The sequence below is a fragment of the Streptomyces sp. TAA486 genome, from assembly GCF_000426165.1.
The window spans coordinates 59,994-85,825 of sequence record NZ_AUEV01000006.1; the positions used below are offsets into that span (position 1 = coordinate 59,994).

Consider the following 25,832-nt stretch of genomic DNA (forward strand, 5'->3'; position numbering starts at 1 on the left):
CCCGTCCTGCACTCACAGTCCGAACCTGCGCTGCATGCCTCCGAGCTGGCCCGGGAGCTGCGGAGTCTGCTGGCCGCCGTGCTGGCCGCCGCCCGGTACGCCCGCCTCGTTCGGTACCGCACCCGTCGCCTGTTCCGCCATGAGCGTCTCGCTGGACTGGATCAGGACGGTGCCCGCCCCCACGAACTCGAACTGGTGCTCCTCGCCGGAGGCGCCGCCCATGCCCGTCATGGCCCTGATGCCGCCCAGCACGCCCTTGAGGTAGCCGTGGTCGTAGTGGTGGCAGGGCGAGGGGCAGTCCGCCCAGCCGACCAGGGCCTGCGGGTCGACCCGCACCGGCGGCTCGACGAAGTGCACCGCGCCGTTGGACGCGGCCACGAACTTGCCCGTCCCGATCAGCGTGAGGAACCCCGGGACGATCGACTGCTTGAGCGACAGCGTGGGCTCGAAGGCCAGGAGATTCCCGGAGCGCACCGTGAGGTTGCCGTCCTCCAGGTCGTAGGAGTTGACGTCGAAGGCACGGTCGGCGAGCAGCATCTTGCCGCGGCCCTCGGCGACGACCCAGTCGGCCGCGTGCAGCGGCGAGTGGAAGCTGCTCGCGACGAGGCCGTCGAGATGGCCGTGGCCGACGCCGCTGAAGTCGATCTGCCCGTAGTAGGCGATCATCTTGCCCTTCTGCAGGAACCACTGGCCGTTGAGCTCCACGCAGAAGGTGTAGGCGTTCACGTTGTCGTCGGACGGCAGGTTCGTGACGTCCAGGATCTGCGGGGCGGTCACAGCTTCTCCTCACTGGCCTGAACGAACACGGCGCCGTTTCCTGACAGTTCGAGCTGGAATCCCTCGCCCGAGCCGCGGCCCACCATGTCGCGCCAGCCGAGAGCCGTGGACAGCTTGTTGCGCACGTCGCCGTGGTGCGCCACGTAGGCCTGCGGGTCGACGTGCACCGGACGGTCCGGGGTGACCGGCAGCTGGATGATGCCGCCGTGCGCCATCACCGCCACGGAGCCCCTGCCCTTGAGCGTCGTGGTGAACAGGCCCTGGCCGGTGACCTGTCCGCGCACCATGCCCATCACGCCGCCGTCGGAGCCGAGGAAGAGCGTGCCCTGCTCGAGCGTCCCGTCGAAGGCGAGCAGGCGGTCGGCCTCGACGCAGAGGGTGTCGCCGTCCAGTTCGATCACCTCGACGTGGTGACCGCCGTGTCCGAACATCACGGTGCCCTGGCCATCGACGGTCATCAGCGGCGTCGCCTCGTTCGCCACACGGCGCCCGATCATGGACATCACGCCGCCCTGGCCGCCCTGCATGTTGGGTGTGAAGCGGACGTCACCCTTGTAGGCGATCATGGCGCCGCGCTGGCTGAACATCCGCTGCCCGGGCTGCACAAGGGCCTCGACCATCTTGGAGTTGATCTCGCGGAACGGCATCAGACCTCGCCCCCGACCGTGTTGCGCTCGCTGGGCTGGACGTAGACCAGCCCGTCCCCCTCGAACCTGATCTGGAACGACTCGCCCGATCCTTCGCCCATGAACGTGCGGAAGTTGACCCCGGACTGGAAGTGCTGCTGGAGGTTGCCCTGGTGCGCGATGTAGGCGCCCGGGTCGACCTGGAGCGGCATGCCTTGCGCGACCCTCAGGACCACAGCCGGCCCGTCGGACATGAGCGCGGCCTGCCCGCTGCCCTCGACGGTGGTCGTGAACAGCCCGTTGCCCTGCGAGGCGCCGCGCAGCCCCGTGAAGCTGGTACCCGTGCGCAGACCCGCGTCGGTGCAGAGCAGGTTGCTCGCCTCGACGTGCAGGGTCTCGCCGTTGAGCTGGACAAGGTTGATGTCGCTGGCGCGGTCCGCGAAGTAGCACGTGCCGTGCCCCTTCACCTCCATGACCGTCATCTGCTCGCCGGTGAGCCGCCGGGTCACCATTCCGCGGAGGCCCTCGCCGCCGCCTGACATCTTCTTGAACGCCATTTCGCCGTCGTAGGCGACCATGGAACCGTTCTTCGCTTTCACGGCGTCGCCGGTCATCGAGACGGCGAGCACTTTCGGACTGTGAAGTCGGAACTGAGGCACACAGGAAAACTACCCTGGTCTGGGCGGCGCTGGGCAGGGCTGCCACAATGGGGAGCGCTTGTGCATCACTTCACAAACGAGCGAGGTTCTCCCGTGTCGATCCTGGAAAACCCGACCGGCCTGGCGCCGAAGTCGGTCTCCGCTCTGCGCCGTCTGCGTCTGGTCTCGACGCCGGAGGCGATCTCCTTCCTCCTGCTGCTGGGCTGCTCCGTGCTCAAGCGCACCACCGACTTCGACGCCGTGCCCGTGATGGGCATGGTGCACGGCGTGCTCTTCATCATGTACGTGCTGTTCTGGGCCGACGCCTGGAACCGCGTGCGCTGGCCTTTCGGTCGTGCGGCTCTGATCTTCGTCCTGGCCGTGCTGCCCACCGGCGGCTTCTTCGCCGACAGGGTGCTGCGGCGCGAGGAGGAGGCCGGCGTGATCGCCGCCCGCGCCCGCAAGGAGCAGAGCTCGCGTCGCGCGAATGCCGAGAAGCCGTGATCGTCGCCTTCTCCGTGACGCCGCTCGGCGTGGGTGAGGACGTCGGCGAGTACGTCGCCGACGCGGTGCGAATCGTCCGCGACTCGGGGCTGCCGAACCGCACCGACGCCATGTTCACCTCGCTGGAAGGCGATTGGGACGCGTGCATGGACGTCGTGCGCAGGGCGGTCGAGGCCGTCGAGGCGCGCGCGCCTCGCGTGTCGCTCGTACTCAAGGCCGACATCCGGCAGGGCGTGACGGACGGCCTCAACTCCAAGGTCGCGTCCGTGGAGCAGCAGTTGAGCGGTGGGGAGCGGGAGCCCGGTCAGGGCTGAGATCCGTTCCCGCCGAGTAGCGCGATGCCCAACGGCGTGCATTCGTAGAGCACTTGGTGATGCACGCGGCGCGAGGTGAGCAGCCCCGCGTCGCGCAGCGCCGAGAGGTGCGCGGAGACCGACGAGGGCGCGAGCCCGAGCCGGCCGGCCAGTGCCGTCGTCGAGGCGGGCTCCTGCAACTCGCCCAGTACGGCAGCCCTGTTGGCGCCCATGAGACGCGCGAGCGCCTTGACTCCATCGGGTGTGGGCCGCTGCCACAGCCCCCCGACGCCGCGGGCGGGATAGATGACTGAGGGCCGCCAGGGTGGGGCGAAGCCGCTGGCGACGTCAGGCCAGATGAACGCGCTCGGCATCAGCAGCACCCCGCGTCCGGCCAACTGCTGGACCTGGTACCCCTGGTAGCTCCCGCGCACCGACAACCTGTCCCCGTTCCAGGACAGCCGGGGATGCAGATCGGCGAACAGGGCTTCCAGGCCGCCCTCGGCCAACTGCCGTGCGCGGTACGCGATGTCGGCCTCCAGCAGATCGCGCAGCCTGGGCCAGTCCCGTGCGACCAGCACCTCCCAGGCCCGTTCCGTGAGATCGGCGAGTTCCGTGACGGCCCGTGCCGGGTCCTCGATCATGGCACGTCCGCGCGGGGACTCGGCGGCCCCCGGAGTGCACGCCAGGGAGCGGGCCAACTCCTCACGGGCGACGGCGGGATCGGTGCCGCGTACCCGCTCCAACTCCTCGCCGAACGAGGCGACCCCCGACGAATCGGGCGGCGGTACGAGGAAGTCCGGTGAGTGGCCGCCGGACTGCGGCATCAGCAGCCACAGGGGCGTCAGGTCGAGATCGGCGGACACCGCACGGATCCTCCGCAGCCACGGCAGGTGGTAGCCGTGTCGGTCCGTGCGGCGAAGTGAGCGTACCGCCCCGTGGGTCTCGCACAGCGGTGACAGGGCGAAGCGGCAGCGCAGCAGATCCTCTGTGCCGAACTGCAGATGCAGTGGCATGGTCGTGCCCCCACTCCGGTCCCGTCCCCGGTCCATGTCTCTGCCTTGGCCTGGCCTGGTCTGGGACAGGGGCCTTGGCCCCGTCCTCGTCCCCTCGTGCTCGGGCCGCCGGTGATTCGCCCCGTGCCGAAAGACTAGAGAGCCCGGCCCGGCGGCGACAGGCTTCCGGCATGACCTCTCAGCAGGGCTACCGCGCCGTCTTCCGGGTGCGGGAATTCCGGTTCGTGTTCGCCGCCCATGTGCTCTCGTTGCTGGGCGGCGTCGTCTCGCACGTCGCGTTGCCTGTGCTGGTGTACGAGCAGACCGCCTCGCCCCTGATGTCCGCCCTCACCTTCGGCCTCGGATTCATGCCGCAGGCACTGGGCGGCGCCCTGCTCGCAGGGGTCGCCGAGAGGTACCCGGGGCGTCCGGTCCTGGTCGGCTGCGATCTGATCTGCGCGATGAGCGTCGCGGCCATGACTGTGCCGGGGACGCCGTCGGCGCTGCTGCTCGCGCTCCGGGCGGTGACCGCGTTCGTGCAGCCGCTCTTCGGCGGCGTGCGCGCGGCCGGGCTGGCCGAGATCCTCGTGGGCGACACCTTCGTGCTGGGACGCTCGCTCATCAGGATCTCGGCGCAGGCCGCGCAGATCGTCGGCTTCGCGGCCACCGGTCTGCTTCTCCTCGTGCTGCCGCCCCGTGGGGCGCTGCTGCTCACGGTCGCCGGGTTCCTCGCGTCCGCGGCGCTGCTGCGCTTCGGCAGCGCCCGGCGTCCCCCGGCGGCGGTGGAACACACTCGTGGCGGCACCCGCGCCCTCTTCGCCGACAGACGCCTGCGGGCACTGCTCGCCCTGTGCTGGCTGCCGCCCGCCTTCATCGTCGTACCGGAGGGGCTGGCAGCCCCCTACTCCGCGGAGATCGGCGCCGGGTCCCTGGGCGTCGGCCTGCTGCTGGCGGCCATGCCGGTGGGAGGTGTCGCTGCCGAGCTGGCAGTGGGCGCGCTGCTGAAGCCCGCCGTACGGGAGCGGCTCGTGCTGCCGCTCGCGGGCACCACCCTGTTGCCGTTCCTGCTCTTCGCGTGGCAGCCGGGGCTGCCGCTCGCACTGGCCGTGCTCCTCGTTGCGGGTACGGGCCTCGCGTACACGCTGGGCCTCGACCGCTGGTTCTTCGACGCCGTCCCCGAGGAGCTGCGGGCGCGTGCCATGACGGTGATGACGGCGGGCCTCATGACGGTGCAGGGCATGGGCATGGCCGCCGGCGGGATCGCCGCGGAGTTCATGCCGCCGCACCTGGCGATCGTGGCCGCGGGTGCCGTCGGCACGCTGTGCGTGCTGCTCGCCGTGGTCGCGGTGCGCGCGGCGCGGAAGACAGCGGAGACAGGGGACGCAGGGGAGGCGCCGGCCCTCCGCACGAAGACCGACGGGGACGGCACCGGAGGACCGGTCCCTGAGACACCTATGGCCGACATGTGAGCGCCCACTAGGGTTTACGGCGTGCCGAAGCCGCTCAGTCTGACGTTCGACCCGATCGCCCGCGCCGACGAGCTCTGGAAGGAGCGCTGGGGGTCGGTGCCGTCCATGGCCGCGATCACCTCGATCATGAGAGCGCACCAGATCCTGCTCGCCCAGGTCGACGCGGTGGTCAAGCCCTACGGGCTCACCTTCGCGCGGTACGAGGCGCTCGTGCTGCTCACCTTCTCGCGGGCCGGCGAACTGCCGATGTCGAAGATCGGCGAACGTCTGATGGTGCACCCGACGTCGGTCACCAACACCGTCGACCGGCTCCAGAACGCCGGCCTCGTCGCCAAGCGTCCCAACCCGGACGACGGACGCGGCACCCTCGCCTCCATCACCGACAAGGGCCGCGAGGTCTGCGACGCCGCCACCCGGGAGCTGATGGCGGCGGAGTTCGGGATGGGCGCCTACGACGCGGACGAGTGCGGCGAGATCTTCGCGATGCTCCGCCCGCTGCGGGTGGCGGCCCAGGACTTCTCGGAGGAGTAGGCGCCGCCGGCGCGAGGTACGGCCGCCGAGGCGATCGGCCGCGTGCGGGTACGTGCCGGGGGGCGGCGGAATGGCGTGCGGAAGGGCCCGTTACGCTCGTGGCCATGAAGAAGTCCGTACTGACCCGGTACCGCGTGATGGCTTACGTCACCGCCGTGATGCTGCTGGTGCTGTGCACCTGCATGACGTTCAAGTACGGCTTCGGCATGGGCGAGGATCTGACCTTCGTGGTCTCCCAGGCTCACGGTCTCCTCTACATGATCTACCTGGTCGTCGCCTTCGACCTGGGGCAGAAGGCCCGCTGGCCGTTCGGCAGGCTGCTGTGGATCCTGGTCTCCGGGACGATTCCCACCGCGGCCTTCTTCGTCGAGCGCAAGGTCGTGCGCGAGGTTTCGCCGCTGGTGGAGGACGGTCGCACCGCTGCCGCGGAGGCGTAACAGCCGCCCCGCGTACACCCGTAAGCCTCTTCTCCCGCATGCTTCACCGAACGATCGGTCGACAATTACTTGGACGTCCAAGTAAATTCGATGGTATGGACGCACACGCGATTGAAGAGGGCCGTCGCCGTTGGCAGGCCCGGTACGACGCCGCGAACAAGCGGGACGCCGACTTCACCACTCTGAGCGGTGACCGGGTGGCGCCCGTCTACGGGCCGCGCTCCGGGGACAGGGTGGAGGGCTTCGAGCGGATTGGCTGGCCCGGCGAGTATCCGTTCACGCGTGGCCTGTACGCGACCGGGTACCGGGGCCGGACCTGGACGATCCGCCAGTTCGCCGGCTTCGGCAACGCACAGCAGACCAACGAGCGCTACAAGATGATCCTGGCCTCGGGCGGCGGCGGGCTGTCAGTGGCGTTCGACATGCCGACCCTGATGGGCCGGGACTCCGACGACCCCCGCTCGCTCGGCGAAGTCGGGCACTGCGGCGTCGCTATCGACTCGGCCGCCGACATGGAGGTGCTCTTCTCCGGGATCCCCCTCGGCGACGTCACCACCTCGATGACGATCTCCGGCCCCGCGGTGCCCGTCTTCTGCATGTACCTGGTCGCGGCCGAACGTCAGGGCGTGGACCCCGGAGTCCTCAACGGCACTCTGCAGACGGACATCTTCAAGGAGTACATCGCCCAGAAGGAGTGGCTCTTCCAGCCGGAGCCCCATCTGCGGCTCATCGGCGACCTGATGGAGCACTGCAGCCGCGGGATCCCCGCGTACAAGCCGCTGTCGGTCTCCGGCTACCACATCAGGGAGGCGGGCTCCACGGCCGCGCAGGAGCTGGCGTACACGCTGGCCGACGGCTTCGGATACGTCGAACTCGGCCTGAGCCGGGGCCTGGACGTCGACACATTCGCGCCGGGCCTGTCCTTCTTCTTCGACGCGCACGTCGACTTCTTCGAGGAGATCGCCAAGTTCCGCGCCGCGCGCAGGATCTGGGCCCGCTGGATGCGCGACGAGTACGGGGCGACCAGTGAGAAGGCGCAGTGGCTGCGCTTCCACACTCAGACGGCGGGCGTCTCGCTCACCGCTCAGCAGCCGTACAACAACGTCGTACGCACCGCGGTCGAGGCGCTCGCGGCGGTGCTCGGCGGCACCAACTCCCTCCACACCAACGCCCTCGACGAGACGCTCGCCCTGCCCAGCGAGCAGGCCGCGGAGATCGCGCTGCGCACCCAGCAGGTGCTGATGGAGGAGACGGGCGTCACCAACGTCGCGGACCCGCTGGGCGGTTCGTGGTACATCGAGGCGCTCACCGACCGCATCGAGGCCGATGCGGAGAAGATCTTCGAACAGATCAAGGAACGCGGCCGCCGTGCCGTCCCCGAAGGGAACCACCCCATCGGGCCGATCACTTCGGGCATCCTGCGCGGGATCGAGGACGGCTGGTTCACCAGCGAGATCGCCGAGGCCGCCTTCACCTATCAGCGGGCGCTGGAGAAGGACGAGAAGAAGGTCGTCGGCGTCAACTGCCACACCTCCTCCGTCACCGGCGACCTGGAGATCCTGAGGGTCAGCCACGAGGTCGAGCACGAGCAGGTGCGGGAGCTGGGCCGCCGCCGCAAGGAGCGGGACGAGGCCGCCGTCTCCGCCGCGCTGGCCACGATGATGGAAGCCGCACGCGGCGACGCGAACATGATCGAGCCCATGCTGGACGCGGTACGCGCGGAGGCCACGCTCGGCGAGATCTGCGACGCGCTGCGGGAGGAGTGGGGCGTCTACACCGAGCCTCCTGTCTTCTGACGGGCGCGGCGGCTGTCCGCCGCCGCTCCGTCCGACCCGGCGTGCTGCCGGGGCGGGGGAGTCTCCGTACGATGTACGGCCGACCTGCAAAGGGAGCCGTACGTGAACACACCTCCGGACGCGGCAGGGCCACGGCCGCCTGAACTGAGCCGCCAACTCGGGCTCTTCGACGCGGTTGTGGTCGGCCTGGGCTCGATGCTCGGCGCCGGTGTCTTCGCCGCGCTCGCACCGGCGGCTCGGGCGGCCGGTTCCGGGCTGCTGCCCGGCCTCGCCCTTGCCGCGGCCGTCGCGTACTTCAACGCCACGTCCTCCGCCCGGCTGGCCGCCCGTTACCCCGACTCCGGGGGAACCTACGTCTACGGCCGGGAGCGGCTGGGCGAGTTCTGGGGCCACCTCGCCGGTTGGGCGTTCGTGTCCGGCAAGACCGCCTCGTGCGCGGCGATGGCGCTGACCGTCGGCTCCTACGCGTGGCCCGAGCAGACGCACGCGGTGGCCGTCGCGGCGGTGGTGGCCATGACGGCGGTGGACCACGCCGGGGTACGCAAGTCCGCCTGGGTCACCCGTGCCGTGGTGGCCCTCGTACTGGCGGTGCTGGCCGCGTTGGTGACCGCGCTGCTCACCTCCGGCGAGGCGGACGCCGCACGCCTCGGACCGGGCCCGGACGTCACCTTCTTCGGGGTGCTGCAAGCGGCGGGCCTGCTCTTCTTCGCCTTCGCCGGATACGCACGCATCGCCACCCTCGGCGAGGAGGTCCGCGATCCCGCCCGGGTCATTCCGCGGGCGGTACCGCTCGCCCTGGGCATCACGCTGTGCGTCTACGCCGCGGTCGCGCTCGCCTCGCTGTCCGTGCTGGGCGGCGCCGGACTGGCAGACGCGGGCGCCCCGTTGACCGAGGCGGCCCGCGAGACGGGGACCCCTGGGCTGGAGCAGGCCGTACGGGCCGGGGCCGTGGTCGCCGCACTGGGCGCGCTCCTGACGCTGATCCTCGGGGTCTCCAGGACCGTCCTGGCGATGGCCCGGGACCGCCGTCTTCCGCACGCCCTGGCAGCGGTGCACCCCCGCTTCCGCGTGCCGCACCGGGCCGGGCTCGCGGTGGGCGCCGTCGTGGCAGTGGTGGCCGCCACGGCCGACGTACGCGGCGCGATCGGCTTCTCGTCCTTCGGGGTGCTCGTCTATTACGCGATCGCCAACGCGGCCGCCTGGACGCTCACTTGGGACGGCGGACGGCGTCGCCGTCTGATTCCCGCGGTGGGCCTGGCCGGCTGCCTGGCCATGGCGTTCGCCCTCCCCGGTCCCTCGGTTCTCGCCGGGGCGGTGGTCCTGGCGGCAGGCGGTGCCGCCTTCATGCTGCCCCGCCGGGGCGGACGGTAGCGGGGGAGGTGAAGGTTCAGGGCACCGGCGTCAGGACGCGGACGCCGCCACCAGCCCGTGGAGGATCAGCGTGGTGAACCGGCCCGCCCACTCGGCGTCCACGGGTTCGGCGCTGACCAGCGTGCGGTGCACCACCGCTCCCGCGATGACGTCGAAGATCATGTCGACCAGCCGGGCGTCCTCGGCGGGGTCCGAGGAGTCCGCGGGCAACTCCCCGCGTGCCTGGGCCCGTTCGCGGCCCTGGAGGACGAGCCGCTTCTGCCGTTCCACGATCGCCTCGCGGATGTGCTCCCGAAGGACGGTGTCGTGTGTGGACTCGGCGACGACGGCCATCAGGGAGGCGTTGGTGGCTGGCCGCTGCAGGAGGTCGGCGAAGGCGAGCACCACGCACTCGATGTCTCCCCGCAGGCTTCCGCAGTCGGGCAGTTCGAGCTCGTCGAAGAGGGCCGCGACCGCGTGGACGACGAGTTCGCCCTTATTCGCCCAGCGCCGGTAGAGGGTGGTCTTCGCGACACCGGCTCGTGCGGCGACGTGCCCCACAGTGAGTTTGCTCCAGCCCAGGTCGACCAGTGCTTCACGGGTCGCTTCCATGATCGCGGCGTCGGCCTCGGCGCTGCGCGGCCTGCCTGCGCGGCGGGGCGAGGGCTCGGAAGAGGGCATGTCGTCAGACCATACCGGGCGGTCTGCCGCGGGGAACGACCGGATCCGGGCATTCGTGGCCGCAGGCAACCGGAATTGCGGGACACTCGAACGAACAGGGGGAGAGGGTGCCCCGCCCGGCAGGCCGCCGCACCCCGACAGGGTGTCCCGCCGCTGGACCGGCGCCGGGGGCCGGCGGGAACGGAAGAGAGCGGGGGGCTTGCGCGAGGGGACCCCGTACAAGTTACGCTACGAGTCGTATCGGAAAATGGGGTTCTCCGGTGCGACGACCACGACCACAGCCGGACGGGGAACCGGCGGGGAACACAGCACGGCGGGAAAGGGGGAGACTGGACTCATGCAGCCACGCAATATGTCCATGAGCGGAGTGGTCGACCTCTCCGCGGTGAAAGCGGCCGGTGAGGCCAAGCAGAAGGCGGAGCAGGCCAGGGCCCGCTCCGCCGAGCAGGGCGACGCCGGCCTTCCGGCGAGCCTGGTCATCGACGTCGACGAGGCGGACTTCGAGGCGCAGGTCCTCCAGCGTTCCGCCGAGGTGCCCGTCGTCATCGACTTCTGGGCCGAGTGGTGCGAGCCGTGCAAGCAGCTGTCGCCCGTACTCGAGCGCCTGACGCGGGAGTACGCCGGGCGTGTGCTGCTCGCGAAGATCGACGCCGACAATAACCAGATGCTGATGCAGCAGTTCGGCGTACAGGGGATTCCCGCGGTGTTCGCCGTCGTGGCCGGCCAGGCGCTGCCTCTGTTCCAGGGCGCCGCTCCCGAGGCGCAGATCCGGCAGACGCTCGACCAGTTGATCCAGGTCTCCGAGGACCGGTTCGGCATCACGGGCCTGCAGGGTGACCTCGCGGAAGAAGGCGCCCAGGAGGCCCCGGAGCAGCCCGCGGAACCGGAGGACCCGGCGCTCGCGGCGGCCCAGCAGGCCCTGGACACGGGCGACTTGAACGGTGCCGTGCAGGCGTACAAGAACGTCCTGTCGGGCGACCCCGGCAACACCGAGGCCCGAGTCGGCCTCGCGATGGCCGAACTGCTCGGCCGTGTGCAGGGCCTCGACGCTCAGCAGGTGCGCAAGGACGCCGCCGACAGCCCGTCCGACCTGGAGGCCCAACTGCGCGCGGCCGACCTGGACATGGCGGGGGGTCATGTGGAGGACGCGTTCGGTCGGCTTGTGGAGACGGTGAAAAAGTCTGCGGGAGAGGATCGGGAGACTGCGCGCCTGCGGCTACTTGAGCTCTTCGACGTGATTGGCGCGGAGGATCCACGGGTAGTCACCGCGCGTAGTGCCCTTGCACGCGTGCTGTTCTGACGGGGGTGTGCGGGGCCGCACGCTCGGTCACGACAGGTGGTTTTAGCGACATCAGCGGCTGTGTTTTACCAAAACTTGGTAATCGCAGTCGCTGTTACTCGCAGTAAATGGCCTCGCGCGCTTTCTTCTTGGATGTCCGGTTGGTTCCCGGTCCCCTCCCCCGGCGGCGGCGACCCTGTGTGTCTGCCCTATGCTGATCGGCCACCGAGCGGTTATCTGGCCGTTACTCACTGGTAACGCACCCCCTTGTGCGCAGCCTTCGGATAGACCACGATCGGCCAAGCTCGGTCCATTGCCCGCAGCCCGGCAACCATTCGGCGCTTCGCAGGTATTGGATCCCCACCGAGCAGGACCGGCACGCAAGCTTGTGCCCCACCCGAAACACCGCCGGTCCTCCGGACAGGGGGGTCTCTGCCGAACCGGCAGGGCCTGTCCGAACAAAGCAGGTTGCGCATGAGCGTGGCCAGTGGTTGTCGCTCGGGGGTGATCGCCGAACCTCGGACGTGACGTATCCGTACGTCTGTCGATGACGGCGCTCTCCTTCCCGAGGACGTAGCACTTCTCCCATCCCAGGTCAGGGAGCGGGCCGTTCAGGAGCGGTTCGTCCAGGCCGGAGATGTACGTCCGAGAAGGAGGAAAGTCATGGAGTCCCTGGCTCGTGGCGGGACCAGATGGAAGCGGTTCGCCGTCGTCATGGTGCCGAGTGTCGCTGCCACCGCAGCGATCGGTGTGGCACTTTCGCAGGGTGCGCTGGCGGCGTCGTTCAGCGTCTCCGGCCAGCAGTTCAAGGTCACCGCCGACCGTTTGGACGGCAAGGGCTTCGTCCAGTACGGAGCGGTCGACTCGACCAAGGCCGGCAAGAAGCCTGTCGCGGTCGTCGGCTTCAACGAGGCGAAGATCAGGAATCTTTGCCAGTCCGTCGTCGTGCCGGTTCCGGCATTCGGCGATGTGACGATGAAGCTGAGCGCGGGTACCGACTCAGCGGCCCCGGTCGAGGCCAAGAAGCTCTACATCGATGCTGACGACCTTGGCGCCAACGCCACGTTCAACAACATCGACATCGGCGTCGCTGCGGACAGCACCTCGAAGGGCCCCGGCCCGAACAAGGGCGACAAGTACGCGCCGGGATCGTTCGCCCAGCAGGCCGACAGCGCGACATTCACGGATGTCAAGCAGCGTGCCTGGGCGACCACCGCCGGTACTTTCAAGCTCAGCGGCCTCCACATGGCCGTGAAGAAAGGCAAGAACGAGTGCTACTGACAGGCACTCACTGACCGGATGGGTGCGGCGCGGCTGCTCCTTGCCGCCCCGCACCCGTCCGGTCTGTTCCACCAACGCAAGCTTTGTGCCAGTCCCGAGGAGCTGTACGACATGAGCGCCGAGACGCGACAAGGGCTGAAGACCGGATTCGGCCAGAAGCGCAGTTCGTTCCGGGACTGGCGCGGACAGCGCCCGTTCTGGGGCGGAATGCTGACGCTGCTCGCCGGTTTCCCGATCGCGTACATCCCGTATCACAACCTCACGTTGGGTTCCTTGACGATCCGGATGTCGACGACCGCGGGCGCAGGCTCGCTGATCATCGGCGTTCTGCTCGTGGTGCTCGGCCTGACGATGTGGTTCCAGCCACAGTCTCGGGTCTTCGCCGGTATCGCGGCGATTCTGCTGTGCCTGGTCTCCCTGGTCGTCTCGAACTTCGGCGGCTATGTGATCGGGTTCCTGCTGGGTCTCATCGGCGGGGCACTCGGTGTCTCCTGGGGTCCGGGAAAGCCTCTCGCGAAGCGCGAGGGCGACGGTGACGAGCCCGAGGACGTCAACTCGTCCGTCCGCAAGGCACCTTCGAGCCCCACTTACTCCTCGTCGGGCGACGACGGGACCAGGGACTCGGACACCGGCCGCATGAGGGGTACGGCACAGGACGACCTTTCAGTCTTTGGAACGGCTTCGTCGACAGGAGCCGATGTGAACCACGGGAACGGGAGGCACCGTGCCGGGTGACGAGGTTCAGGAGGAGGCGGTGCCGTCGGCGCAAGAAGCGTCCGACGCCGGCCGCGGAAGAATCGGAGGTCGCCACGCGGCCCCGAGGAAGCCGCTGCTGAACCGCCTGCATGTCCCCGCGGGCAAAGCGATAGCCATCGCGGCCATGCCGTCCGCGGTTCTGATGGGCATGGGGCTGACGCCTCAGCTGGCCAGTGCAAAGCCGTTGCCCAAGAACCCCTTCAAGGGCGGCGCCTGCGTGTCGCAGCCCGACAAGGATCAGGACGCGGAGGAGAAGGCCAAGGAGAAGGCCGAGAAGGAGAAGGCGGAGAAGGAGAAGGCGGAGAAGGAGAAGCAGGAAGACGCCAAGGGCGACTCCGACTCCTCCAAGCCTGAGCCGAGCCCGTCGGATCCGTCCGGCGACAGCGGTGGCACCGGCGGCAGCGGCGGGTCCGAGGACCCGGAGCCCAGCCCGTCACCGTCCGAGCCCGACGAGGACGAGGACGAGGGCGGCGGCCTCCTGGGCGGTGTGGGCGACGCCATCGGCGACATCCTCTCGCCCAAGGAGAAGGCGGAGAAGGAGAAGGCTGCCGAGGAGGAGAAGGAGGAGGAGAAGGCACCTTCTTCCGAGCCCTCCAACAAGGCGGACGAGCCTGCAGGCGGCGGTCTCGGCAAGGTCGGCGAAGACCTCAAGGACACTGCCGACAAGCTCGGCCAGAAGACCGAGCGCCTGGGCAAGGGTGCCAAGGACCTGGTGCCCCCGCAGGAAGGCCCCGAGGTCAGCGTCGGCAAGAACGGCGAGGGCTACCCGTGCGTCGAGGCGAAGAAGTCCGCCGGGAAGGACGAGCAGACACCGAACACTCTGCCCAACGACTCCTGGCAGCTGAAGGCGAGCTCGCTCGGTCTGCATGGCCTGGACTACGAGGGCGTACGCAACGTCCGCACCCAGGACGGAAGGACCAAGCAGGTTCTGAAGTTCACCGCCAGCAGCCTCGACATCGGCGACCTGCACCAGATCGTGAAGGGCCCGGACGGGCACAACTACCACGTCCAGGCAGCGAAGGGATCCACCTCCACGATCCGCGGCGGCAAGGTGACGATGTACACCGAGGAGCTCAAGGGCAACCTGTTCGGGCTGATCCCGATCACCTTCGACCCGGAGCACCCGCCGCCGCTGAACATCCCGGAGGCGTACTTCACCAACGTCGAGGTGAAGCAGGCCGGTCAGTTCGGTGGCAACCTGACGGTCCCCGGGCTGCACCAGTCGATCGACTGAGTCGACGCGAACCGTTCGACGGGAGCCGCCACACAGCTTCACCGGGAGCCGCAACACAAGGGCCCGCGACCTCAAGGAGGCCGCGGGCCCTGCTCGTTGCTTTGTTGCTCCCGTCCGCCGTGAAGGCGGTGGGGCGGTCAGCCGCTCGTGCCGCCGAGGTGGTGCACACGGACCATGTTCGTGGTGCCCGGGACTCCGGGCGGGGAGCCGGCTGTGATGAGCATCGTGTCGCCCTCGTCATAGCGCTGGAGCTTCAGCAGTTCCGCGTCGACCAGTTCGACCATCTCGTCGGTGTGCTGGACGTGCGGCACCACGTACGTCTCCACGCCCCAGCTCAGCGTGAGCTGGTTGCGGGTCTCGGGCTCGGTGGTGAAGGCGAGGATCGGCTGGCAGGCACGGTAGCGGGAGAGGCGGCGTGCCGTGTCGCCGGACTTCGTGAAGGCCACGAGCGCCTTGCCGTCCAGGAAGTCCGCCATCTCGGCTGCCGCGCGCGCCACCGAACCGCCCTGCGTGCGGGGCTTCTTGCCCGGCACCAGCGGCTGGAGGCCGCGGCTGAGCAGTTCCTCCTCTGCCGCCTCCACGATCTTCGACATCGTCTTGACGGTCTCCACCGGGTACTGGCCGACGGAGGACTCCGCGGAGAGCATCACCGCGTCGGCGCCGTCGAGGATCGCGTTGGCCACGTCGGAGGCCTCGGCGCGCGTGGGACGGGAGTTGGTGATCATCGACTCCATCATCTGGGTCGCGACGATCACCGGCTTGGCGTTGCGGCGGCACATCTCGATCAGCCGCTTCTGCACCATCGGCACCCGCTCCAGCGGGTACTCGACGGCCAGATCGCCGCGGGCCACCATCACGCCGTCGAAGGCCATGACGACGTCTTCCATGTTCGCGACGGCCTGCGGCTTCTCGACCTTGGCGATGAGCGGGACGCGCCGGCCGACCTCGTCCATGATCCGGTGCACGTCGCGTGCGTCGGCGGCGTCCCTGACGAAGGAGAGCGCCACCATGTCGCAGCCCATGCGCAGCGCGAAGCGCAGGTCCTCCACGTCCTTCTCGGAGAGCGCAGGGACGTTCACCGCCGCGCCCGGCAGGTTGATGCCCTTGTGGTCGGAGATCACCCCGCCCTCGATCACGATGGTGCGCACCTGGGATCCGTCGACCTCGACGACCTGAAGGGCGACGTTGCCGTCGTTGATCAGGACCGAGTCGCCCTTCGTGACGTCGCCCGGCAGGCCTTTGTACGTGGTGCCGCAGATCGTCCTGTCACCCTCGACGTCCTCGGTGGTGATGGTGAACTCCTCACCGCGCACCAGCTCGACGGGCCCCTCCGCGAAGGTCTCGAGACGGATCTTGGGGCCCTGGAGGTCGGCCAGCACACCCACCGCCCGGCCGGTCTCCTCCGCGGCCTTGCGGACGCGGTCGTACCGCTCCTGGTGCTCCGGCTGAGTGCCGTGGCTCATGTTGAAACGGGCCACGTTCATGCCGGCCTCGATCAGCGTTTTCAGCTGGTCGTAGGAGTCGACGGCTGGGCCCAGGGTGCAGACGATCTTGGAACGGCGCATGAGGACGATCCTAACGGTTTGTTCAAATGCGGAACGTATCGGGGGTGAAGTGGATCACGGGGTCAGTGACGAACCGGTGAACCCGCGTCGCTGACCAGCGCGTAGGTCTGCTCTGCGATCTCCAGCTCCTCATCGGTCGGTACGACGGCCACGGCGACGCGGGCGCCCTCGGGTGAGATGATCCTGGCCTCCCGGGCGGCCGGCCCATCCCGCTCCGCGTCGTTTCTCTCCTCGTCCACCTGCAGGCCCAGCCCCTCCAGACCGGCCAGCGCCGCACGCCGTACCGGTGCGGAATTCTCGCCCACTCCGGCGGTGAAGACCACGGCGTCGACGTGCCCCAGCACCGCGCAGTAGGCGCCGATGTACTTCTTGAGGCGGTGGATGTAGATGTCGAACGCGAGCCGGGCTGCCTCGTCCCCTTCCCCGACGCGGCGGGTGATCTCACGCATGTCGTTGTCGCCGCACAGGCCTACCAGCCCGCTCCGCTTGTTCAGCAGCTCGTCGACCCCGTCGACGGACATGCCCGCGACCCGCACCAGATGGAAGACCACGGCAGGGTCCACGTCGCCGGAACGGGTACCCATCACCAGGCCCTCAAGCGGGGTCATCCCCATCGAGGTGTCGACGCAGCGGCCGCCCCGTACCGCGGACGCGGAGGCGCCGTTTCCCAGATGAAGCACGATGGCGTTGATCTCGGAGGGGTCCTTGCCGAGCAGGCCGGCCGCCCTGCGCGAGACGTACGCGTGGGAGGTCCCGTGGAAGCCGTAGCGGCGCACGCGGTGCTCGTCGGCGGTGGCCGTGTCGATGGCGTACCGGGCGGCGTGCTCCGGGATCGTCGTGTGGAAGCTGGTGTCGAAGACGGCGACCTGAGGCAGGTGCGGGTTGAGGGCACGGGCGGTCGTGATGCCCTCCAGATTGGCCGGGTTGTGCAGCGGGGCCACCGGGATCAAGCGCTCGATCTCCGCGAGCACCGCGTCGTCGACGAGCGTCGGCCGCGTGAAGGTCTGACCGCCGTGCACCACGCGGTGCCCGATCGCGGCCAGTTGCGGGGAGCCGAGACCGAACCCGTCCGCGTCCAGTTCCTCCGAGACCGCCCGCAGCGCCGCCTCGTGGTCCGCGAACTCCTCGACGCGCTCCCGGCGTTCACCTCCTGAAGCCAACGGCCGGTGAAGGAGACGCGACTGCCTCTCGCCGATGCGCTCCACGAGCCCCGCGGCCAGCCGCGAGCCGTCCGTCATCTCCAGCAGCTGGTACTTGACCGAGGAGGAACCGGAGTTGAGTACGAGGACGCGGGTCGCGGTCACGGGGGGCTCGGCTTTCTGCGTGGTCCTGCGGCGGGTGGCGGGCGGCATGCGGGCGCCTGCGGCGGCCCGCGCACGACGATAGTGCCGCCGCACGCGCGGGGCGGGGTGGAGGCGCGTCCCGTCAGCCGGCCGTGCTGCCGCCGCGCTGGGCCTGGACGGCGGTGATCGCGACCGTGTTGATGATGTCGGAGACCATCGCCCCGCGCGAGAGGTCGTTGACCGGCTTGCGCAGCCCCTGGAGCACCGGACCGACGGCGACCGCGCCGGCCGAACGCTGCACCGCCTTGTAGGTGTTGTTGCCGGTGTTGAGGTCCGGGAAGATCAGCACCGTCGCCCGGCCCGCGACCTGCGACTCGGGGAGCTTCGTCGCCGCGACCGAGGGCTCCACCGCCGCGTCGTACTGGATCGGGCCCTCCACCAGCAGGTCGGGCCTGCGCTCGCGCACGAGTTCCGTCGCCTCGCGGACCTTGTCGACGTCCGCACCGGAGCCCGAGGTACCCGTCGAGTACGACAGCATCGCGATGCGCGGCTCGACCCCGAAGCGGGCGGCCGTCGTCGCCGACTGGACGGCGATGTCCGCGAGTTGCTGTGCGTCCGGATCCGGATTGACCGCGCAGTCGCCGTAGACGAGGACGCGGTCGGCCAGGCACATGAAGAAGACGGACGAGACGATCGAGGCGTCGGGACTCGTCCTGATCACCTCGAAGGCCGGGCGGACGGTCGCGGCGGTGGAGTGCGCGGCGCCCGAGACCATTCCGTCCGAGAGTCCCTCGTGCACCATGAGCGTTCCGAAGTAGGACACGTCCGCGACGACGTCGTAGGCGAGTTCGAAGGTGACGCCCTTGTGGGAGCGCAGCTTCGCGTACGTCTCGGCGAAGCGCTCCCGGAGCGGCGAGGTCTGCGGGTCCACGATCCGCGCGGACGCCTGTGCGGCGGAGGGCAGTTCGTCCTCGCCGAGCAGCGTGAGGTCGATGCCGAGCTCCGCCGCCCGCTTGCGTACGGCCGAGTGCTCGCCCAGCAGCGTCAGGTCGCAGATGTTGCGGCGCAGCAGTACCTCCGCGGCGCGCAGCACCCGCTCCTCGGCGCCCTCGGGCAGCACGATGTGGCGGCGGTGGGCGCGGGCCCTGTCGACGAGCTGGTGCTCGAACATCATCGGCGTGACGCGTTCGCCCCTGGCGACCGCGAGCCGGTCGGTCAACTGCCCGGTGTCCACATGTCGTTCGAAGAGGCCGAGTGCCACCTCCGCCTTGCGCGGCGTCGCGGCCGTCAGCCTGCCCTCCAGCGCCAGCAGTTCCGCCGCCGTCGGGAACGAGCCGCCGGAGACCCCCAGGACGGGTGTGCCGGGCGCGAGACGTGCGGCCAGCGCCATGGTCTCCGCGCCGGGCCGCTCGCCGAGTGTGAGGACGACGCCGGCGATGGCGGGGGAGCCGGCGGCGTGCGAGGCCAGTGCGCCCACGACGAGGTCGGCGCGGTCCCCGGGCGTGATCACCATGCATCCCTCGGTCAGGGCCGGCAGGAAGACGGGGAGGTGGGCCCCTCCGAAGACGAAGTCGCGCACGTCGCGGGCGAGCGCCGCCGGTTCGCCCAGCAGCATCTCGGCGCCGAGCTTGTCCCGTACCTGCGCGACCGTCGGGGCGGAGAGCGCGGGCTCCTCGGGCAGCACGTACACGGGCTCGGGAAGCTGGCCGGCGAGCTGGCGCGCGGTCTCGTCCCGCTCGGTGCCGCGCACCCGGTTGGCGATCATCGCGACGACGTCGCACCCGAGCGAGGTGAACGCGTGGTGGGCGTTGCTCACCTCCGACGCGACGGAGTCGGCGCTCTGGCCCTTGCCGGAGACGACGGGCAGCACCGAGGCGCCGAACTCGTTGGCCAGGCGGGCGTTGAACGTGAGCTCGGCGGGCAGCTGGGTGTCGGCGTAATCGGTGCCGAGGACGAGCATGGCGTCGTAGCCGGCGGCGGCCTCGTGGAAGCGCTCGACGAGGTGCGAGACCAGCTCGTCCTCGCCCCGCCCCGCCTGGAGCGCGGCCGCCTCCGTGTAGCTCATGCCGAAGGCGCTGTCGGTGGACTGCGTGAGCCGGTAGCGGCTGCGCAGCAGCTCGTGGAGGCGGTCGGGGCCGTCGTGCACCAGCGGACGGAACACCCCGACGCGGTCGACCCGGCGGGTCAGGAGTTCCATGACTCCCAGCTCGACGACCTGGCGGCCGTCGCCGCGGCCGATTCCGGTCACGTAGACGCTGCGGGTCACAGGTGTCTTCCTCTCGTCGCCGATCGGGCGGCCCGGGCGGCCGACCGTGGAATAGTTGGCCCGCGGGTGGATTTGCCTGAATTCCGCAAGCCCGGACGCCCCACGCCCTTGACCGTACCCGCGGACCGAGGTGAGTGGGCCGGTCGAGCGGGCAGGAGAGCCGGAGGAGCGGTCCGGTGGGCGGACGCCCGGTGCGGTGTGCGTTCAACACATGAAACACTCGGTACGGCTCAGACGGCTCACCGCAAGGACCGAGCAGCAAGAATCGCCCGCCCGGCGCGGGCCGACCGACGACCAGGAGACAGAACCCCCATGCGCATCGGAGTCCTCACGGCAGGCGGCGACTGCCCCGGTCTGAACGCCGTGATCCGTTCCGTCGTCCACAGGGCAGTTCACGACCGGCACGACGAAGTCATCGGCTTCGAGGACGGATTCACGGGGCTGCTCGACGGGCGCTACCGCTCGCTCGCCACCAACGACGTCGCCGGGATCCTCGCCCGCGGCGGAACCATCCTGGGGTCCGCGAGGCTCGAGCGCGACCGTCTGCGCGAGGCGTGCGACAACTCCGAGGAGCTGATCGACCGGCTCGGCCTCGACGCGCTGATCCCCATCGGCGGCGAAGGCACCCTGACCGCCGCCCGGATGCTCGCCGACGCGGGCCTTCCGGTCGTCGGCGTCCCCAAGACCATCGACAACGACATCTCCGCCACGGACCGCACCTTCGGCTTCGACACGGCCGTCGGCGTCGCCACGGAGGCCATGGACCGCCTCAAGACCACCGCCGAGTCGCACCAGCGGGTCATGGTCGTCGAGGTCATGGGGCGGCACGCCGGGTGGATCGCGCTGGAGGCCGGGATGGCCGCGGGTGCGCACGGCATCTGCATCCCGGAGCGGCCCTTCGAGGTCGACGACCTGGTGAAGATGGTCGAGGAGCGCTTCGCGCGCGAGAAGAAGTTCGCCCTGATCTGCGTCGCCGAGGGCGCGCACCCCGCCGCTGGATCGATGCCGTACGAGAAGGGCGTCATCGACCGGTACGGGCACGAGCGCTTCGTCGGCATCGGCAACCAGCTCGCGAGCGAGCTGGAACACCGCCTCGGCAAGGAGGCCAAGCCGGTCATCCTCGGCCACGTGCAGCGCGGCGGAACGCCCACCGCCTACGACCGGGTTCTGGCCACGCGCTTCGGCTGGCACGCGGTCGAGGCCGCCCACCGCGGGGACTTCGGCCGGATGACGGCCCTGCGCGGCACCGAGATCGTCATGACGCCGCTGGCCGACGCGGTGAGCGAGCTGAAGCGTGTGCCGCAGGACCGCATGGACGAGGCCGAGTCGGTCTACTGAGCGGGCCCGACGGTGCCGGCGTCGCTCGTGGCCACCACGTAATCCAGATGCTCCCGGCCGCGCGGCTCGCCCATCGTCGACGGGATTCACGGGCGGCGCCGCGCCGATGATGCCGAGCGTGGCGATGCAGGGGGCGGTGACCCGAGCCGATCTTCGCCGCGCATCCGGTGGCGCGCGGCGCGGACGCGGAGGCCGTCACAACCGCACTGGCCGCCCTCACGGGCTACTTCGTCCAGCAGTCCCGGCTGCCCGCGCGGCCCGGCCGTTCAGCCCTTGACCGCACCGCCCAGCGTGAAGCCGCCGCCGAGGCGCTTCGCGATGAGGATGTACAGCAGCAGCACGGGCGTGGAGTAGAGGATCGAGAACGCGGCGAGTTCACCGAAGGCGATGGAGCCGAGGTTGCCGAAGAAGGTGAAGATGCTGACGGACGCCGGGAGTTGCTCGGGGCTGATGATCAGCATGAAGGGGACGAAGAAGTTCCCCCACATGTGGATGAAGCTGTAAATGGTCACCACGGAGAAGCCGGGGCCCATCAGCGGCAGGATCACCTTCGTCAGCGCCTGGAACCAGCTCGCGCCGTCCGTCCAGGCGGCCTCCTCGAGCGCGATCGGCACGCCGTCCATGAAGTTCTTCATCAGCCAGACCGCGAAGGGCAGTTGCGAGGTGGCGAGGAAGAAGGACGTGCCGTGCATCGTGTCGATCAGGTTGACCTGCACGAACAGTCCGTAGACAGGCACCATGATGGCCGTGATCGGCAGGCAGGTGCTGAAGAGGATGGTCAGCAGGTACGGGCGGGAGAAGCGCGCCTTGTAGCGGGAGAGCGGATAGGCGGCCAGGGCTGCCGCGGCGACCGTCATCAGCGTCGCGCTGCCGCACAGCAGGAGACTGTTCAGCATCGGCGTGAAGGTGATCTCGTCGGTCAGGACACGGGAGAAGTTGTCCGTCGTCAGGCCTGACGGGGGAGCGACCTTCATCGACGGGTCGGTGTCGACCGAGGCGAAGATCAGCCACACCAGCGGGAGCATGAATGCCCCGAGGACGACGAGGAGTCCGAGGTCGGCGGCCAGCCGCTGCCGCGTGGTGCGGCTGAGCGTCGGCCTGGTGCGTACGGGGCGCCGCCGGGGCCCCGCGCCGGTGACGGCCTTCGTGGTGCCGGGGGTTCCGGAGATGGCTGCCATGCGGTCTCAGACCTCCTCGCGCATCAGGCGCAGATAGACGACCGAGAACAGCGCGCCGACCACCAGCAGAAGCAGTGCCACCGCGGTGCCGTAGCCGATGAGGGACTTGTTGAACGCCTGGTCGTACATGAAGATCGGCAGCGTCTGGCTGCGGTTGCTCGGTCCGCCTCGCGTCATGGCCCAGATCAGTCCGAAGACCGAGAGTGTCTGCAGGGTGTTGAGCATCAGGTTGGTGCCGATGGACCGGCGGATCATCGGCAGGGTGATGTGCCACAACCGCTTCCATGGGCCGGCGCCGTCCACCTCCGCAGATTCGGTCACCTCTTTGGGGATCTCCGAGAGCGCCGCCGAGTAGACCAGCATCGAGAAGGCCGTACCGCGCCAGACGTTCGCGAAGGAGACGGCCATGATGGGCAGTGTGAACAGCCAGTTCTGGGACGGCAGATGGAGGAAGGCCAGGATCTCGTTGAGCGTGCCCTCCTTGCTGAAGAAGGTGTAGAGCAGGAAGCCGGCCACGATCTCCGGGAGCACCCACGCGCAGATGACGACGGCCCCCGTGATGGACCGGATCGCCTTGGTCGAGCGTGCCATCAGGGCGGCCAGCGTCAGACCGAGGGTGTTCTGGCCGAGGATGGACGAGACGAGTGTGAAGACCAGCGTGAGGATGACGGAGTTGCGGAAGTTCTCGTCCCCGAACGCCTTCTTGAAGTTGTCGAAACCGACGAAGGACGCCGAGGCCTGCCCCGTCAGTTGCATGTCGGTGAAGGCGATGTACGCGCAGTAGGCGATGGGTCCGGCGAGGAAGAGCAGCAGCAGGACGGTCGCCGGGGCGATGGGCAGCCAGCGCCACGGGTTCCCCCGTCGTGGGGGCCGCTGGTCCCGGGGCGGTTCGCCTCGCCCCGGGACCTCCTTGCCGACGACGCTGAGGTCGGTGGCGCTCACTTCTTGATGACCGCTCCGTTCGTGATCGACTCGAGTTGTGCGTCATAGGACTTGGCGGCCTCGCCGACCGATGCGTCGCCGGTCGTCACGCCCTCCATGGCCTCGGTGATGGCGGTGGAGACCTGGGGATAGACCGGCAGCGTCGGGCGGTACTCGGTGTGCTCGACCCGCTTGGTGAAGAACTTGATGCCCGGCATCGAGTTCAGGTACTTCGGGTCGGCGGCGACGTCCTGGCGCACGGCGATCTGAGCACCGCGCACGCACCATTCGACCGCGTTCTTCTGGCTCTGCATGTGCTGGATCATCTTCCAGGCCAGGTCGGGGTTCTTCGACTTCTGGGGTATCGACCAGGTCCAGCCGCCGGACATGCTCACCTCGCCGGGTGCCTCCCCGTTCTGGGTCGGCATCGGGGCCATGCCCATCGTCTCGTCCCACTCGGGCCAGGGGCTGCCGCCCGTCTTGATCCACTGCTGTCCGAGCCAGGAGCCGTCGAGGGCGATGGCGAGCTTCTCCTTGGGCAGCAGGTCGGTGACCACCTTGGTCTGCATGGTCGGGCTCAGCGCCTGATCGACCTCGGGACCGAGGCCCTCGCCGTAGACGGTCTCGACGAAGTTCAGGCTGTCCTTGAATCCCTGACTGCCCTTGACCCACTTCTTCGAACCGGGGTCGTAGAGCGGGTCCTTGCCCGTGCCGTAGAGCAGCATCTCGAAGCCCTGCATGGCCGCGGCCTCCGCGACCGCCTTGCCCGTGAAGACGTTCAGCGGGATCTTGTCCGGGACCTTCTTCTTGACGGTACGGGCGGCCTTCAGCACGTCGTCCCAGGTCTTGGGCTTCCAGTCCTCAGGGAGCCCGGCCTTCTTGAAGATCTTCTTGTTGAACCACAGCGCCCGGGTGTCCGTGCCGTCCGGCACGCCGTATATCTTCCCGTCCTGCGCCTTGGCGGCCGTCTTGGCCGTGTCATCGAACTGCTTCCAGTCGCCCCACTTGCCGATGTAGTCGTCCAGCGGGCGGAGATAGCCGCTCTTGATGTCGGAGTTGATGAGGAAGGTGTCCTCGTAGACCAGGTCGGGTGCGGTCTTCGGGGAGCGCATCATCTGCTGGAGCTTGGTGACGTAGTCCTGCGCGGAGGCCTGGATCGGAATGATCTTGACCTTCTTGCCCTTGTTCTTCTTCTCGAACTCCTTGGCCATGTCTTTGACGTAGTTGTCGCGGACGGTGACCTTGTTGTCCGTGTCCTTGGGGAAGGCGATCTTGATCGTGTTCGGGTCGCTGCCGGTGCCCCCGCCGCAGGCTGTGAGCGTGCCTGCGGCGAGGACTGCGGCGATACTGAGGACCAGCGGACTGGTGCGGCGCACGGGCATCACGGGCATGACCTCCTCGGGCCACGGCCGGGGCGCCATCTGATGCCGCAGGCCGCGTGGGACGGCTTTGTCCGTACAATCTCCCGGTCCGCCGTGTCCAGGTCAATGGGCCTGCAGAGGCGCAGTTCATCACCGTGACAACGTTGTTATGAACGTCCGCCGGGGGCGGGTCACCGCGCGCCGGTCACCGTTGCCACGGTTCGCCCTCAACCGGTATAGCCCGCAAGGATCTTGGAGAACTCCCAGGGCTGCTGATCGACTCCGCTGCAGGAATCGGCGCCTCCGCCGTCGCAGGGACGGTCGCGGTTGACGGACCAGAAACTGGCCCGCGCCAGGTGGTGTTCCTTGGCGTAGTCGACCATCGCCTTGAAGTCGGCGGGGGATATGGACTCGCCCTGCACGTCGGTCTTGCCGTTCATCGAGGAGAAGCCGACCTTGCGGTACGCGTCCTCGGTGGGGATGCCGTACGCCTCGCCGACCGTCTTCGCCAAACCGTCCACGGCGGACTTGGTGGCTCCGGCCATGTCGGTGGTGCCGTCGCCGAAGTCGAAGGGCATGACCGTCCAGCCGTCCACGTCGAGTCCGGCGTCGGCGCCCTTCTGGATGAGGTCCTGGCCGTTGGCGTTGGGGCCCTGCGGCGTCGTCCCGAACGTCAGATAGACCTTGGTGCCGGCGTTGCCGTCCTTGACGATCTTCAGCGCGTCGATGACGCGCTTGCGGACCTCGGCGTTCTCGAACTCGGTCGATTCGATGTCCACGTCGATGGACTTGAGCCCGTAGGCGTCGATGACCTTCTGGTACGCGCCGGCCAGCTCCTGCGCGCTGGAGCACGCCTCGCCGAGCTTGTTGCCGCTCCAGCCGCCGATGGACGGGGTGATGTCGCCGCCCGCGTCCTGCACGGCCTTGATGGTCTGTGCGTCGACTCCGCCCTCCAGCGGCCTGCTTCCGTCCCAGGCGGGCGAACAGCCACCGTCGGAGAGGACGAAGGCCATGGTGAGCTGGGTCAGCCCGGTCTCCTTGATGAGGTCGGCGGCGTTGGGCGGGTTGCCCCAACCCAGGTAGAGATACGGGCCGTTGAGGCCGCTCGGGGCCGCCGCGGAGGACTCGGCCCTGTCGGTGTCTCCGCTCTTCTCCGAGGTGGCGTATGCGTTGACCGCGAGTGCGGCCGAGCCGGTGAGGGCCGCGGCCAGCGCGAGCGCGAGACGTCTGCGCGTGATGTGGGGGCGCACGTCGAACTCCCGTCATGGGGTGG

Annotated in this window: 24 protein-coding genes; 12 read left to right on the forward strand and 12 right to left on the reverse strand. The window is 69.2% G+C overall.

Annotated features, from left to right (window positions below; translation table 11 throughout):
• Positions 1 to 12: 12 nt before the first annotated feature.
• The 3 genes from I004_RS0109180 to I004_RS0109190 are packed head-to-tail and all read right to left on the reverse strand — an operon-like array spanning position 13 to position 2,062.
• Entirely contained in the window at positions 13 to 777 is a 765-nt protein-coding gene (locus I004_RS0109180) for an AIM24 family protein (RefSeq protein ID WP_028435230.1), read from the reverse strand.
• Positions 774 to 1,424, reverse strand: coding sequence for an AIM24 family protein (locus tag I004_RS0109185; RefSeq protein ID WP_028435231.1), 651 nt, complete (start codon positions 1,422 to 1,424; stop codon positions 774 to 776). The genes I004_RS0109180 and I004_RS0109185 overlap by 4 nt, the downstream gene beginning before the upstream one ends.
• Positions 1,424 to 2,062 (reverse strand): AIM24 family protein, encoded by a 639-nt coding sequence (locus I004_RS0109190; protein ID WP_037975610.1) that lies wholly within the window; start codon positions 2,060 to 2,062, stop codon positions 1,424 to 1,426. Before I004_RS0109190 ends, I004_RS0109185 begins: the two co-directional genes overlap by 1 nt.
• Positions 2,063 to 2,155: 93 nt before the next feature.
• Between I004_RS0109190 and I004_RS0109195 the strand changes: the two genes are divergently transcribed.
• Positions 2,156 to 2,545 (forward strand): DUF3817 domain-containing protein, encoded by a 390-nt coding sequence (locus tag I004_RS0109195; RefSeq protein ID WP_028435233.1) that lies wholly within the window; start codon positions 2,156 to 2,158, stop codon positions 2,543 to 2,545.
• Positions 2,542 to 2,859, forward strand: a complete 318-nt coding sequence (locus I004_RS0109200) for an MTH1187 family thiamine-binding protein (RefSeq protein ID WP_028435234.1) — start codon at positions 2,542 to 2,544, stop codon at positions 2,857 to 2,859. Before I004_RS0109195 ends, I004_RS0109200 begins: the two co-directional genes overlap by 4 nt.
• Here the strand turns inward: I004_RS0109200 and I004_RS0109205 are convergent.
• Entirely contained in the window at positions 2,850 to 3,854 is a 1,005-nt protein-coding gene (locus I004_RS0109205) for a DUF5937 family protein (protein WP_028435235.1), read from the reverse strand. The genes I004_RS0109200 and I004_RS0109205 overlap by 10 nt on opposite strands.
• 170 nt (positions 3,855 to 4,024) lie before the next feature.
• Between I004_RS0109205 and I004_RS33110 the strand changes: the two genes are divergently transcribed.
• From I004_RS33110 to I004_RS0109230, 5 genes are all read left to right on the forward strand, one after another.
• Entirely contained in the window at positions 4,025 to 5,302 is a 1,278-nt protein-coding gene (locus I004_RS33110; RefSeq protein WP_051344878.1) for an MFS transporter, read from the forward strand.
• Between the two features lie 21 nt (positions 5,303 to 5,323).
• Positions 5,324 to 5,833 carry a MarR family transcriptional regulator gene (locus tag I004_RS0109215; protein WP_028435236.1) on the forward strand — a complete coding sequence of 170 codons (510 nt, stop codon included), beginning with the start codon at positions 5,324 to 5,326 and terminating at the stop codon, positions 5,831 to 5,833.
• A gap of 104 nt (positions 5,834 to 5,937) precedes the next feature.
• On the forward strand, positions 5,938 to 6,270 hold the full coding sequence (locus I004_RS0109220; RefSeq protein ID WP_028435237.1) for a DUF3817 domain-containing protein: 333 nt from the start codon (positions 5,938 to 5,940) through the stop codon (positions 6,268 to 6,270).
• 95 nt (positions 6,271 to 6,365) lie between these two features.
• Complete coding sequence (gene icmA, locus I004_RS0109225) at positions 6,366 to 8,066, forward strand: coenzyme B12-dependent isobutyryl-CoA mutase large subunit (protein WP_028435238.1); 1,701 nt, start codon at positions 6,366 to 6,368, stop codon at positions 8,064 to 8,066.
• A 102-nt stretch (positions 8,067 to 8,168) separates the two neighbouring features.
• The gene (locus tag I004_RS0109230) at positions 8,169 to 9,437 is read left to right on the forward strand and encodes an APC family permease (RefSeq protein WP_028435239.1); all 1,269 of its coding nucleotides are present in this window, start codon (positions 8,169 to 8,171) and stop codon (positions 9,435 to 9,437) included.
• Between the two features lie 30 nt (positions 9,438 to 9,467).
• Here I004_RS0109230 and I004_RS0109235 read toward each other — a convergent pair whose 3' ends face one another.
• A complete protein-coding gene (locus tag I004_RS0109235) occupies positions 9,468 to 10,097 on the reverse strand; it encodes a TetR/AcrR family transcriptional regulator (protein ID WP_028435240.1) in 630 nt (209 codons plus the stop codon).
• Positions 10,098 to 10,434: 337 nt separating this feature from the next.
• Between I004_RS0109235 and I004_RS0109240 the strand changes: the two genes are divergently transcribed.
• From I004_RS0109240 to I004_RS0109255, 4 genes are all read left to right on the forward strand, one after another.
• Complete coding sequence (locus I004_RS0109240; protein WP_028435241.1) at positions 10,435 to 11,397, forward strand: tetratricopeptide repeat protein; 963 nt, start codon at positions 10,435 to 10,437, stop codon at positions 11,395 to 11,397.
• Between the two features lie 642 nt (positions 11,398 to 12,039).
• Positions 12,040 to 12,657: a DUF6230 family protein gene (locus I004_RS0109245; protein WP_028435242.1), complete on the forward strand. Its 618-nt coding sequence runs from the start codon at positions 12,040 to 12,042 to the stop codon at positions 12,655 to 12,657.
• A gap of 111 nt (positions 12,658 to 12,768) precedes the next feature.
• The gene (locus I004_RS0109250; protein WP_028435243.1) at positions 12,769 to 13,392 is read left to right on the forward strand and encodes a DUF6114 domain-containing protein; all 624 of its coding nucleotides are present in this window, start codon (positions 12,769 to 12,771) and stop codon (positions 13,390 to 13,392) included.
• Positions 13,393 to 13,537: 145 nt separating this feature from the next.
• The gene (locus I004_RS0109255) at positions 13,538 to 14,647 is read left to right on the forward strand and encodes a hypothetical protein (RefSeq protein ID WP_486579878.1); all 1,110 of its coding nucleotides are present in this window, start codon (positions 13,538 to 13,540) and stop codon (positions 14,645 to 14,647) included.
• Positions 14,648 to 14,784: 137 nt separating this feature from the next.
• Here I004_RS0109255 and pyk read toward each other — a convergent pair whose 3' ends face one another.
• The 3 genes from pyk to pta form a co-directional block, all read right to left on the reverse strand.
• Positions 14,785 to 16,212, reverse strand: a complete 1,428-nt coding sequence (gene pyk, locus I004_RS0109260; protein WP_028435245.1) for a pyruvate kinase — start codon at positions 16,210 to 16,212, stop codon at positions 14,785 to 14,787.
• Between the two features lie 62 nt (positions 16,213 to 16,274).
• Positions 16,275 to 17,564: an acetate kinase gene (locus tag I004_RS0109265; RefSeq protein ID WP_078510969.1), complete on the reverse strand. Its 1,290-nt coding sequence runs from the start codon at positions 17,562 to 17,564 to the stop codon at positions 16,275 to 16,277.
• A gap of 73 nt (positions 17,565 to 17,637) precedes the next feature.
• The gene (pta, locus tag I004_RS0109270) at positions 17,638 to 19,761 is read right to left on the reverse strand and encodes a phosphate acetyltransferase (protein WP_028435247.1); all 2,124 of its coding nucleotides are present in this window, start codon (positions 19,759 to 19,761) and stop codon (positions 17,638 to 17,640) included.
• 312 nt (positions 19,762 to 20,073) lie between these two features.
• Between pta and I004_RS0109275 the strand changes: the two genes are divergently transcribed.
• Positions 20,074 to 21,099 (forward strand): ATP-dependent 6-phosphofructokinase, encoded by a 1,026-nt coding sequence (locus tag I004_RS0109275; RefSeq protein WP_028435248.1) that lies wholly within the window; start codon positions 20,074 to 20,076, stop codon positions 21,097 to 21,099.
• Between the two features lie 266 nt (positions 21,100 to 21,365).
• Here I004_RS0109275 and I004_RS0109280 read toward each other — a convergent pair whose 3' ends face one another.
• The 4 genes from I004_RS0109280 to I004_RS0109295 all read right to left on the reverse strand — a co-directional run bounded on the left by I004_RS0109280 (position 21,366) and on the right by I004_RS0109295 (position 25,809).
• Entirely contained in the window at positions 21,366 to 22,277 is a 912-nt protein-coding gene (locus I004_RS0109280; protein ID WP_028435249.1) for a carbohydrate ABC transporter permease, read from the reverse strand.
• A 6-nt stretch (positions 22,278 to 22,283) separates the two neighbouring features.
• Positions 22,284 to 23,117, reverse strand: coding sequence for a carbohydrate ABC transporter permease (locus I004_RS0109285; protein WP_486579889.1), 834 nt, complete (start codon positions 23,115 to 23,117; stop codon positions 22,284 to 22,286).
• Between the two features lie 98 nt (positions 23,118 to 23,215).
• Positions 23,216 to 24,580 carry an extracellular solute-binding protein gene (locus I004_RS0109290; protein WP_486579890.1) on the reverse strand — a complete coding sequence of 455 codons (1,365 nt, stop codon included), beginning with the start codon at positions 24,578 to 24,580 and terminating at the stop codon, positions 23,216 to 23,218.
• A 206-nt stretch (positions 24,581 to 24,786) separates the two neighbouring features.
• Positions 24,787 to 25,809, reverse strand: a complete 1,023-nt coding sequence (locus I004_RS0109295) for a chitinase (protein WP_028435252.1) — start codon at positions 25,807 to 25,809, stop codon at positions 24,787 to 24,789.
• Between the last annotated feature and the right edge of the window lie 23 nt (positions 25,810 to 25,832).